Origin of the sequence: Nocardia sp. BMG51109 (assembly GCF_000526215.1) — a bacterium.
Taxonomy (GTDB): domain Bacteria; phylum Actinomycetota; class Actinomycetes; order Mycobacteriales; family Mycobacteriaceae; genus Nocardia.
In genome coordinates, this window is sequence record NZ_JAFQ01000004.1 from 5770899 (window position 1) to 5782487 (window position 11589).

Annotated in this window: 12 protein-coding genes; 5 read left to right on the forward strand and 7 right to left on the reverse strand. The window is 65.6% G+C overall.

Annotated features, from left to right (window positions below):
- Positions 1–69 precede the first annotated feature (69 nt).
- Complete coding sequence (locus tag D892_RS0127460) at positions 70–540, forward strand: nitroreductase family deazaflavin-dependent oxidoreductase (protein ID WP_024804312.1); 471 nt, start codon at positions 70–72, stop codon at positions 538–540.
- Positions 541–676: 136 nt separating this feature from the next.
- Here the strand turns inward: D892_RS0127460 and D892_RS0127465 are convergent, their stop codons facing one another.
- From D892_RS0127465 to D892_RS0127485, 3 genes are all read right to left on the reverse strand, one after another.
- Entirely contained in the window at positions 677–1099 is a 423-nt protein-coding gene (locus D892_RS0127465) for a hypothetical protein (RefSeq protein WP_024804313.1), read from the reverse strand.
- 390 nt (positions 1100–1489) lie between these two features.
- On the reverse strand, positions 1490–1975 hold the full coding sequence (locus D892_RS47070; RefSeq protein ID WP_156959707.1) for a DUF222 domain-containing protein: 486 nt from the start codon (positions 1973–1975) through the stop codon (positions 1490–1492).
- A 334-nt stretch (positions 1976–2309) separates the two neighbouring features.
- Positions 2310–3194 carry an NmrA family NAD(P)-binding protein gene (locus tag D892_RS0127485; RefSeq protein WP_024804316.1) on the reverse strand — a complete coding sequence of 295 codons (885 nt, stop codon included), beginning with the start codon at positions 3192–3194 and terminating at the stop codon, positions 2310–2312.
- 120 nt (positions 3195–3314) lie between these two features.
- Between D892_RS0127485 and D892_RS0127490 the strand changes: the two genes are divergently transcribed.
- A complete protein-coding gene (locus D892_RS0127490) occupies positions 3315–3887 on the forward strand; it encodes a TetR/AcrR family transcriptional regulator (RefSeq protein WP_024804317.1) in 573 nt (190 codons plus the stop codon).
- Between the two features lie 6 nt (positions 3888–3893).
- Here D892_RS0127490 and D892_RS0127495 read toward each other — a convergent pair whose 3' ends face one another.
- From D892_RS0127495 to D892_RS0127510, 4 genes are all read right to left on the reverse strand, one after another.
- A complete protein-coding gene (locus tag D892_RS0127495) occupies positions 3894–5396 on the reverse strand; it encodes a hypothetical protein (protein WP_024804318.1) in 1503 nt (500 codons plus the stop codon).
- Complete coding sequence (locus tag D892_RS0127500; RefSeq protein WP_024804319.1) at positions 5393–7075, reverse strand: thiamine pyrophosphate-binding protein; 1683 nt, start codon at positions 7073–7075, stop codon at positions 5393–5395. The genes D892_RS0127495 and D892_RS0127500 overlap by 4 nt, the downstream gene beginning before the upstream one ends.
- A gap of 5 nt (positions 7076–7080) precedes the next feature.
- A complete protein-coding gene (locus D892_RS48815) occupies positions 7081–8058 on the reverse strand; it encodes a hypothetical protein (RefSeq protein ID WP_232236186.1) in 978 nt (325 codons plus the stop codon).
- A gap of 209 nt (positions 8059–8267) precedes the next feature.
- The gene (locus D892_RS0127510; RefSeq protein ID WP_024804321.1) at positions 8268–8585 is read right to left on the reverse strand and encodes a DUF3349 domain-containing protein; all 318 of its coding nucleotides are present in this window, start codon (positions 8583–8585) and stop codon (positions 8268–8270) included.
- A gap of 24 nt (positions 8586–8609) precedes the next feature.
- Here D892_RS0127510 and D892_RS42240 point away from each other — a divergent pair, with 24 nt between their 5' ends.
- The 3 genes from D892_RS42240 to D892_RS0127525 all read left to right on the forward strand — a co-directional run bounded on the left by D892_RS42240 (position 8610) and on the right by D892_RS0127525 (position 11561).
- Complete coding sequence (locus D892_RS42240; protein WP_024804322.1) at positions 8610–9437, forward strand: alpha/beta fold hydrolase; 828 nt, start codon at positions 8610–8612, stop codon at positions 9435–9437.
- Positions 9438–9517: 80 nt separating this feature from the next.
- Positions 9518–10930, forward strand: a complete 1413-nt coding sequence (locus tag D892_RS0127520; protein ID WP_051499917.1) for a class I adenylate-forming enzyme family protein — start codon at positions 9518–9520, stop codon at positions 10928–10930.
- Between the two features lie 145 nt (positions 10931–11075).
- Positions 11076–11561, forward strand: a complete 486-nt coding sequence (locus D892_RS0127525) for a YbaB/EbfC family nucleoid-associated protein (RefSeq protein WP_232236187.1) — start codon at positions 11076–11078, stop codon at positions 11559–11561.
- Positions 11562–11589: the final 28 nt, after the last annotated feature.

The window sequence follows — 11589 nt, forward strand, 5'->3', positions numbered from 1 at the left end:
CGGGTATGCGGCCGAACCGATCAGGAATCGAGAAGCGCTGGTCAACGGCTCGCCAGTAGCGTCGATGCCATGACGAAATCGGACACCACGCAGACCGGGCGAACGGGCAAGGGGCGAAGCGGTTCACTTTCCCTATGGTTCCAACGAAAGATGAATGCCCGCACGGTAAACCGAATCCGCCGCAAGACCGGCAAATCCATGGGCATGGACCTCCTGATCCTGCACACGACCGGCCGCCGCACCGGCGAGCCCCGCCGAACCCCGCTGACCTGGTTCCCCGACGACCCCGACGCCTGGCTGGTCATAGCCTCGGGCGGCGGCCCCCGGAACCCCGACTGGTACACCAACCTGATGGCCCACCCCGACCGGGCACAGATCGAACTCCACGGTCACGACGCGGTTCCGGTAACCCCCCGCCTTCTCGAGGGACCCGACCGCACGGCGGCCTGGAGCCGTATCACCAAGGCCCAGCCCCGCTACGCCAAGTACCAGAACAAGTCCGACCGGGTGTACCCGCTGGTTCGGCTCGTGCGGCAATGAACGGCGGGTGAGCGAGGTTGATGCCGGACCGTTCGACGGTGTGCCCGGTCGGTTGGCGTCGTCGTCACGCGGTCGGCGGGGGAGGCTGTGGGTGTAGCCGTGCATGTTGGCACATGGGACGCAATGTCGGCGGGGCTCAGAACGGTGCTGGTTGCCGTGCGATGCGGCAGCGGGTGATGGCTTGGTGCCGGCGATAGTGCGCCAGCAGGTACGGGTCGTTGCCGGGACGGTCGGTCGTGGACATGTGGCGCTCCCACCAGGTTTCCTCGTAGAGCAGGTTGACGCTCTCCTCGGCGGTGGGCGCATCCGAGGGCGGCTGTATGCCGGTCGTCGGTTGCTCGGGCATCGGCGGCTCGGCTATGACCGGAAGACCGGTGTCGGACACGGTTATTCGCTCGATGCCGGTGTGGTGCCGCCAGTGCTGCGCGCCGCCGGGCAGCGCCGTGCAGTTCCAGTAGCGGTGTGATTTGAGGTCGTGGTGACGTTTGCACAGCGGGTGCAGGTTGCCCGGTATCGTCCAGCCGCCGCGAGCGGGATTCTCGTGGTCGAAGGCGACCACATGGTCGAGTTCGCATCGTCGTGAGGCGACCGAGCACCCGGGGAACGTGCAGGTCGGATGCTGGGCACGCACGTGTGCCGCGACATCGGCGCTCGGACGGTATGTCAGTGCCCCCGGTGGCGGATCGGTGAGTCCACCGTGCCGCGAATGACCACCACCCGTTCCGCGTGAACGGGCAGCACCGAGCCGCCGACCGATTCGGCCCTGACCCGGCCGCCGAACGGCGCCGCAGCTACGGTCGAAACCGATCGAACACCGGCGAGGTCAGTGGGATCTGCACCGGTAGCGTGCGCTCCGGCGCCGGAAACTTGCTCGTGAACGATGCGCTCGCCCCAACCCAGGAGCCGGGATACGGCATCGACGGTCGAAAATGTCGGTACACCGGCAGGGTCAGCTCCGGCGGTGTGCACGTCGGATCTGTGCGCGCAGTTTCGCGGGCGTGAGTTCGATGGCGGCACGGGCAATCTGCTCGTCGAGAACGGCCAGGGTAGCGATGGAGGCGTCATCCCCGATAACCGCGGTGAGCATGCGCAGGTTGCCGTAATCGACAGCCCCGTGGGCGACACTGTCGGCGAGGGCCGGCATCCGCAACAGCAGTGAACCGGCCTCCACCAAGCCCCGCGCGGCCGTATGAGTGCAACGCAGCCGAGCGGAAATCTCCGATAGTGCATCATTTCCCGCCAAGACGGCATCGGCCCCCGCATCCGCCGCGGCGACCATCCGGGATTCCCAAAGATCCAGCGCCGCCAGAATCTTGTGATAACAAGCAACATTCTCGGCCCGGCGCGCGAATTCGAGAGCATCGAGACGGTGCTCGGAACCATCAGGATCGCGTGAGTCCTGATGTGTACCAATAACTTCCGTCCCCCCGAACATGCATTCGATACTACCACGGACGGGGGAGCCGAGCTACCTGGAATCTCCGATGTGGCGATAGGTTCGGGTCGGCGACGACATCCACGACGTCCGGCATCGTATCGATGCAAACGTCATTGACATCGCCGCCCACCCCATTCAATACTCGAGTCTCCGGGCATATCTCGGTAGTTATCAGGTGTGCCGTTATTTCGGGACGGGCGAGTCGGCTTTCGGTCGGTTCTACCCGAAGCCCCAAGATATTTCGCGTTCCTGGAGGGCTTCGCATTTCTGTGGAACCTGACCGACCCTGTCCGTGCAGCCCGATACTGCATCGGATAGGTGACGAGTGCCGTCACGGCAATCGAGCACTCTGCTCCAACAGCGGTTGAAGTTGCTGTGCCCCTGTCCTTTCGAGCCAGGTGCGAAAGTTCATCAGCCCCGGGTGCAGGGCGCGGAGTTCGGTGATGTCGACCTCGGGGATGCTGCCGTCGCCGCTGTTGATCCGCTCGTAGCCCTGGGCGAAGCGTTCGCTGATGCGGCGCAGTTCCTCGATCGGGCGTTGGAGGTAGGGGACCGGGTGACCGACGGCGGCGGTGATCTCGGCGGCGACCTCGGGTGGGGTGAGGGCTTCGCCGGCGAGTTCGAGTGTCCTGCCGCGATATTCGTCGGGGTCGGCCAGGGCCAGCGCCGCGAAGGCGGCGATGTCGTCCAGCGCGATGAACTGCTGGCGCACGTGCGGGGCGGCGGCGGTGCGCAGCGCGCCGTCGCGGACTCCGACCGTGGCCGACTGGGTGACGAGGTTCTCCATGAACGAGCTCGGCCGCAGGATCGTGGCCGAGATGCCCGAGGCGGCGATGTACTGCTCGACCTCCCACTTGGCTTCCTGCCCGCCCCGATCGGCGCCGAGGCCCGAGCTGTAGACCAGATGCGCCACACCGTGTTTCACCGCGGAATCGGTGACGGTCCGGCCGGCGTGCGCTTCGTCCCGGCCGGGTGCCAGCGGCCCCGGATGGACATGGAACACCCCGTAGGCACCGGCCACGTACCGGTCGATCGCCGCGGCGTCCTCCAGCGATCCGGCGACGACCTCCGCGCCCGCTGCCGCCAGTGCCCGAGACTGGGGGCTGTCCGGGTCGCGGGTCAGCGCGCGCACGCGCTGGCCGTCCGCGAGTAGCCGGGCCGCGACCGCCCCACCCTGCTGTCCGGTCGCGCCGACGACGAAAACCACCTGATCCACCGCGATACCTCCTCGATCGGGCCCGACGCCGGGCCTCGAATTTAAGCGGAGAACTGTCTCCGTTTGTGACTATACGGAGAGAATTCTCCGTTTGGCAACCGTGGGCGGTAGCATCGTGCCGTGGTCGACAAGGCGGTCAAACCCCTGCGTGCGGATGCGCGCCGCAATCGTGAGCTGGTCCTGGCCACGGCCGGGGAGATGCTGTCCGCCGAGGGGATGGCGGTGTCGTTCGACGAGATCGCGCGGCGCGCCGGGGTGGGGGTCGGCACCGTCTACCGGCATTTCCCCACCCGGGACGCGCTGCTGGAGGCGGTGCTGCTCGGGCGGCTCGAGCAGTTCGTCGAGCAGGCTCGGACACTGGCGTCGGCCGATGCCGAACCGGGTGCGGCGTTCCTGGACTACTTCGCCCGGTTGGTCGGCGAGGTCGCACTCAACCAGGCGCTGTGCGAAGCGCTGGAGTCGGATCAGGGCTCGGATATGGTTGCGACCGAGAAGATCCGGGACTCGTTCCGGCGGGAGTTCGGCACGCTGCTACGACGCGCGCAGAGCGCGGGGGCCGTGCGGTCTGATCTCGATGCCGCCGATGTGCAGGATCTCCTCGTCGGTGCCGCGGCTGCGGAACGACGGGCACGGCTGCGCGGCGCGCCGAATTATCTGCTCCCGATCGTTCTGGCCGGCTTGCGTCCGGAATAGACCGTCTTACGGCTCCCGGCCGAGCCCCGGCCACACATCGTCGCCGACCGAAGCGGCAGCTCGACTCCCCGGCCCGCGGCCGGCATCGACCCTGATATCCGTGAACGACGCGCCGTCGATACGGCCCTGCCGACCGGTCGTGGTGGAACGTCCGGTCACCTTCCAATTCGTGCTGAAATTCGCGAGCGTGCACATCACTCTCGGGTTATTGTTGTGAAGCCGCATTCCGTATACCATGAACCGGCCGTGGGCGGCGTACTGGGATATGTCGCCGATCCTGGTCGGCGTACACATCGGAACCCGGTGTTTCTCGTTGACGAAGACCTGGGCAATCCATGGCTCACCGGACGTCATTATTCTATCGATGATGAAAGTGAGAACTTTCCTTGCCGAGGACCTCGATCCCCCGAGCCGGAAGACTCCCTTGCTGTCGCTGTAATAGGGCCCTACCCCGGAGCCGCATTTGAAGACGATACTCCTGCGCAGCGACTCGGGAAGCGAAATAAACGCCTCCGGTTCGACGGGATCGAGCAACACCTCACGTAACGGATGTTCCAGGTGCGGGACGAGCGTCTCCAGTCGGAGAATCGGGCCGGCGATCAGCGCGGTAGGAACGACAATCTGCCGAATGCGGTCGTCGAAGTGTCCTCGGAAAGAGTCCATGAACGGCAGCGCGAGTACCCATTTCTGCCGATATATGTAGTTCAACGGCGTCTCGATCCACATGTCGTCCCCGGTGCCCGCTCGGGCGGCGGCGAGTAGCAGCTCGTCGGAAATCATACTGCTGAATCCCTGGCCGTGAATGAAGTCGACCGGCCGGTTGCCGGATGAGTCTCGATAGCTCAGCCTTCCCGTCTTCGATTCTATTCGACTCCCGATATCCGAACGATCGACTGCGCGATAGTCTACGTTTCGGCGGGCCAGCTCTCGCTCCAGGTATTTTTCGCTCCGCATCCACGTGCCTCGTACCGCATTCAAGGCGAGGACGCCCTGCCGGGATCGGTGTCGGTCACGGATGACCTCGGCGAAGTCGTCGATCGGGCTGCTGGTGGGGGCGGTTCCGGCTATCGGCACCGTCTTCCGGCACACGTCGGAGAACCCCAGGAACAACCCGGGGCCTCCTGATTTCCATTGAATCTCGGCGATCTGACGCCGACCGTCCATGGCAATGTAATCGAGCCTGCACATCCGCGGTTCGAGACCGGCGGCAGCGGTTATCCGGTGTGCCGAGACCTCTGCGTTCGACAGACCTTGTTCCGCAAGTTGCGCGACCCACGCCGGCGCCTCTCCGGCGAGTGCGGCCCGGTACAGGTATGTACACGTCGTATAGAGCTGCCACATCGCATGCAGGTCACGGTCGATATCGCTCAACTCGTGCTCCGTGAGGATGACAGAGCAGGGCGAGACGAGCGATGAGAATACCGGTGAATCGCCGTACACGAGCCCCGATGAGAGCAAGCACTCGACAAGTTTCTCGACACTGCCGGAGGAGCGCTCGACTATCTTCATTGCGCCTGCCGGGTATGATAGTTGGTCGAGTACCCGTTCATATAGAGATCCGGGTATTCTATTCTGACGTCCACCAATGTAGGCCCCGGTGAACGTGTGCCGATGGCGATCGATTCGCGCAGTTCTGCGAGAGATTCCGCACGTAATCCCCGGCATCCGTTGGCCTGCGCCAGGGCCGCGAAGTCGACGGTACCGAATGTGGTGATTCCCGGGTTTTCCGGCCGGTTTCCGAGCGATTCGTAGCGTTGGATCAGGCTGCTCGCGGAGTTGTTCATGATGATGATCAGCACGTCGAGGCCGAGCCGCACGACCGTTTCGAGATCTCCCGAGACCGAATGGAAGCCACCGTCGCCTGCGATTATCACGACCGGCCTGTCCGGGTTGGCCAGTTTGGCGCCGATGCCGAGGCCCATGCCCGTGCCGAACGACGAGAGCCCGGCCGAGGTGACGAAGTCGAGTGGCCTGCTCGCCTTGAAGAAGAGCGCGGAGACGTGCCGGTGTAATCCGACGTCGCTGGCCAGGATGAATCCTTCCAGATGCTCGTGAAGGGTTCGCAGCACCTGGGTCGGCTTGACACCGATCGGCAATTCTTCGGAGTCGTTGAAAAGCTCGTCGATTCGGTCGCGGAGTTTGTCGATGGAGTGGGGCTCGCGCCTGGTCCCGGCCGAATTCCCGGCGATGAAGTCGATCGCCTCTCGCAAGGGATGGACGGCATCGATGTCGAAGACCGAGAGGCCGGAGTCGTCCTTGTGGTCGGACAGTCGGGCGACAGTCTTCTGCCTGCCTCTCGTCCACAGCCGCGGATAGAGGTGCTCGGCCGGGTCATAACAGATCAGCAGCACGAAGTCGATGGGTTCGAAGAGGGTGTCCAGAGCCGGGAACTCCAGGATCGAGTCCATATAGGGAGTGATCGCGCCGTAGTCGAGAGGATGTTCTCCCGGTAGGGCCCCTTTGGCGGCGTATGTAGTCACGACCGGGATGTTCGAACGCTCCGCCATGCGAACGATGTCCGGCGTGAGGCCCGACTTCAGAGCGGCATCTCCGACGGCAATAATCGGGTTGCTACAGCTCCGAAGTGCGGCGACGATTTTTCTCAGGTCCGGAGACGGTGGACCGTCGACGGTCGCGGATGACGGTGCGACAGGTGCGGAACTCGGTTTCTCGTAGGCCATCCGGGCGCGAGCCGGTGCCGCCAGTATATCGATCGGTACGGCGAGAAATGCCGGGCCCGCGGGCGGGGTCTGCGCTATGTTCAGGGCACGGTCGAGACTTGTGAACAAGTCGTCCGGGCCGGTGACCAGATGAGCGTACTTCGAAATCGGCTTCGCCATCGATACGGAGTCGATACATTGATGGGCATTGTTGTGCGCTATTTCATATGTTTCATGGTGTGCCACAATCGCGATGAGAGGATATCGATCCAGGGTTGCCGTGGCGACGGCGGTCATGAGGTTTGCCGCTCCCGGGCCGATTGTCGCAAAGCTCACCTGCGGAGTTCCGGTGAACCTCGACATCGAACATGCCGCGACGCCGGCGGTGAATTCGTGCCGGGTGAGAACGAAATGTATATCAGGTATCTCGTTGAACGAGATCGCGCTGGCCTCGCGGCCGACTATTCCGAATATATGTTCGATTCCGATCGCCCGGAGTCGGCGTAGTAGCGCGGTGGCGACGTTCATGTCCGTCACTTGGCCTTTCCGGACAGTCGCTTTATTTTTGCCTGGATATTCTTTCCGTACGACTTCTTCTCCGGGAACCGGGTCGTGAGCTCCTGCGCTCGCTTCTCCAGTTCGTCCCAGTGGATGATATTTCCTTCCTTGAGCCTGGAACTCGAGTACCACAGGGTGTCATAGTAGGTGGAGAACACCTCGGCCGCGGCATTTCCCTTCATCCAGAGCATGTGGCGCTGATCCTCGGGGAGCATGTATCCGAACGTGGGATCGACGAGACAGATTTCCTGACGGTCGAATATCTGCAGGCTGAGTGGAGGCGGGAGCTTCTCCGTTTCCACGAGATCGACGACACCGACCTGGAAGTTCGTGCAGTACCGGACCTGATCCAGGAAGCTCACCACCCACTCCAGCTTCTCCAGCGTAGGTATCGCCACTATCCTGCGGAACTTGATGCCGGTATTTGCCCGAGCCAACGCCGTCTGCGTGTCGAAATATTCGACCATCTCCGGCGTTCCGTAATGCTGGGGTGGCTGAGAATCGAGTTGCGTCAGGTCGGCGCTCCGCGATGTCGCTCTGAGCGCGGACAGCATGTGCCGGTAGAACCCGGTGCGGTCGCATATTTCTGCCTCATGCAGGTTGTTCGACCGCAACGCGGTCTCTACGGCGTCGAGTCGTTGGTGGGTCAGGCGTGATTCGGCCACGACCGCATCGGCGATGTCGTTGGCTTGATACTTGATCCTGAAGACACGGATACCGACCGCCACACTGATCGCCACCAGAGCGGGGATCTGAAATGCGGCCTCCTTTTTCAACAACGCCGCCATCGCGATCCCGGCGGCGGAGACAAAGATGACGAGACCGTCGATCTCGGCGACGGCGGACCGGAGGAGGTCGGTCAGCCGGCCGCGCGAGGTGGTGGGGGTCAGCTCGGAACGGAGCGCCGCGTTGCGATGTCGCGGCCCACCGAGACGGTTCACGTCGTGACTCACCAGGCCCATCCCTCCCGCCGGCCCAGCTGCCGGAGTGAGCCTTCGCAGCCCCCTCGGGTCAGCTCGGCGATGGCCCGGCGCGGTGATGCGCCACCATGCTCCGACTGTCCTCCCACACGCGGTTCGAGCCCCGCTTTCCACATGCCATTATGCGCCTCGAGCCCATGATGCCGGGGGCGTTTCGGTCGCAACGCCGGGTGCCGTGCCGCTCACGGCTGCTCGCCGAGGCCGGGCCAGGCGTCGTCTACCGGCCAGCCGCCCGCCACGAGGTGCTCCCGGACCCGGGCGAGATCGGACTCGCGGGGCATGGCGTCGGTGAGTCTGGTGATGATCACACCCACATCGGCCTTGTCGGCGGGCAGGGTGCCCTGCTGGACCAGCGCCTCGGCGATATCGCGGACCTCCTCCTCGGTGAGGCGCCGGGCCAGCAGCGCCACGAGGGGGATGTAGTCGGTATCGGGCACGCCGTGCGGATATCCGGCGCGCAGCCAGTCGACGATTCTGGCGAGCAGGGCGGGTAGGGCCATCGGTCTCCGGTTCTGTGGATCGGGGTGATCAGGCGTCGGAGGGGTGCGCGAGCGGCCGGCCGCCAGGCGCGCGGCCGCCCGTGCGATATCGTCCTCGCCTGGTGTTTCGAGCGCAAGCGCGGCGATCGCGGCCTCGATATCGGCGCGTTCGACCGGGCCGTCCCCGGCTGCGAGCCGATCGGTAGCGTGCCGGGGAAGGAGGTGCGGGTGTTCTACGACGGCGTCGGCGGCCGTGTCAACTATCGAATGTGGCGGGTGGACGGCGGGATTCGCGCCGTCCTGGTGTTTCTGCACGGACGCGGGCAGAGCAGCGCCGACTACCACCGGTTCGGCCGGGCCATGGGCCTGCACGGCATCGAGGTGTGGGCGCTCGATCACCTCGGCCACGGACTGAGCGAGGGGGAGCCGGATTCCTCGCCGCCGCTCCCGGACCTCGCCGCCAACGCGGAAATCCTGATCGGGCTGGCGCACGCGAGCAGGCCGGGCGTTCCCCTGGTCCTGGCCGGCCATTCGCTGGGGGCCGCGGTGGCACTGCTGATGATGCGCACATCCGGACAAGGCGACGGCCCGGTGTGCGCGGTCGCGCTGACCGGAACCCCGTCCCGGGATTCGTTGCTGCGGGCGCCCGCACCGCCGGTGCCCACGCTGCTGCTGCACGGCGAGGACGATCGGCTCACGCCGATCGATCCGGTCCGCGAGTGGGCGTCGCGCAACCCCGGCGTCGAGCTGCGGGTGTTCGAGGACGCCGGACACGATCTGCTGCACGAACCGGTACGCCGCGAGGTCGAGAAGACGATGGCGGAGTTCACCTTTCGGTACGGCGGTTCGAACTCCGCGAGAATTATCTCCTGATCTGTGCACGCGCCGAACGGGTGCTCCGGACCCTCGGTTGTGAACTGGCATTCTGGTATTTGGAGAACTATATTCTCAGTGTGACCACCGCGCGGACCGAGCCCGTCGTGCTCGCCTTCGAAGACACCCGGTACACGCCGGGCGATCTCGGGGAGCTCGCCTGCGGTCTGGCCGAGGAACTGGCCGGACGCGGTGTGCGGGTGGGGGATCGGGTGGCGCTGATGTCGTCGAACCGGCCGGAGTTCGTGGTCGCGGTGCTGGCGGTGTGGCGGCTGGGCGCCGCGGTGGTGCTGATCAGCCCGGCGTGGAAGCGGGCCGAGGTGGAACCGGCGCTGCGGCTGGCACGGCCGGTGATCGGCGTCGGCGACCATTCGGTCCTGGCCGAGCTGCTGCCGATGCGCCATCTGGACGAGCCGATCACCCCGATGCGGCGACCGGAACCACCCTCGCCCGACCCGGATTCCGACGCCGTGCTCGTCTTCAGTTCGGGCACGACAGGTTTACCGAAAGCGGTCCGGCACACGCATGCCTCGTTCCGCACGGCGGTGCGGCAGTGGCGGCAGGTGCTGGCGCTGACCTCCTACGACCGGTTGCAGATCGTCACGCCGCCGTCGCACATCCTCGGCCTGCTCAACATCGTCACCGTGCTGGACACCGGCGCCTGGATGCGGCTGCATCGCCGGTTCGATCTCGAGCGCATGCTGGGCTGCATCGAGCGGGACGGGATCACCGTCGAGATGGCGGTCGCGCCGATCGCGCTGGCCATCGCCTCGCATCCGGAGCTGGAGAGCTACGACCTGTCCTCGCTGCGCTACATCATGTGGGGCGCGACCCCGGTGACACCCAGCGTGGCCGAGACCGTCACGCGCCGCACCGGTGTCGGGTGGCTGCCCGCCTACGGCGCCACCGAACTTCCCGTCATCGCCTGCAACCCCCTCGACGGGGCGCGGCTGGACAGCGTGGGCCGGGCGGCACCCGGCGTGACGCTGCGGGTGGTCTCGCTACAGACCGGAGAACCGCTGGGGCCCAGCGAGATCGGGGAGATCGAGGCGCGGTCGGACTCGCTGCTGGCCGGGTACATTCCGGAGGACGCGACCGCCGCGGCGTTCGACGACGGCTGGTTCCGCACCGGCGACGTCGGCAGCATCGACGACGACGGCTGGATCCGGCTGACCGACCGGGCCAAGGAGATGATCAAGGTCCGGGGATTCCCGGTGGCTCCGGCGGAGATCGAGGGCGTGCTGCACGGGCACCCGGACGTGGTCGACTGTGCCGTGTTCGGGGTTGCCGACCCGGCCGACGGGGAAGCGATCGTCGCCGCCGTGGTGGCGGGCGCATCGGTCACCGCCGACGAGTTGATCGCGCTGGTCGCCGAGCGGCTGGCAACCTACAAGCGGCCGCGCCGGGTGATGTTCGTCCCGGAGATTCCGCGGCTGCCCTCCGGCAAGGCGCTCCGCCGGGTGCTCGCCCAGCGCTACGAGCAGGGGGAGTGAGTCGCCCATTCCGGAGTGGCAGTCTCGGAACAATGAAGAAAACATGACGTCGCCGAGGCGCCGGAAGTTTGCCCTGCCCTTGCCACATTGATCCGGTAGAGTCGATTCGGGTAGCCGTCGGATTCGGGTATCAAGGTGTGAATGTGTGGTTTCCTCAGGAGAATTCCAGGTGAACAACGACCGTGCCAAGGCTGATATGGCCGAGTTGCTGGACACTGTGGACACGCATATCCGGGCGATCGCCCAGGCGCACCGGCGGCGTACGGAACTCACCGCCACCGCCGCCACGGAGGACGGCCGGGTGCGGGCCACGGTGAACGCCGACGGCGTGCTGATCGAGACCGTATTCTCCGACGACATCGACGATTTGGACTACGACGAGATCGCCGTGGCGGTCACGGCGGCCGCGCAGGGGGCCGCCGAGGAGGTCGCCCGGAAGGCCGCCAAGCTGTTCGAGCCGATTCAGGCCACCCGCAAGGGGCTGCCGAACCTGTCCGACCTCGTACCGGACCTGCCCGATCTCCACGCGAAAGTCCCCGAGCCGCAACGGGCCTCGTTCGATCCGCCCGCGGACCGCAAGCGGGACGCCGGCGACGGACCCCGGCGGTCCGTCCTCTCCGACGAAGAATGACATCCGTTCGCTACCGCGAACCGTCGTC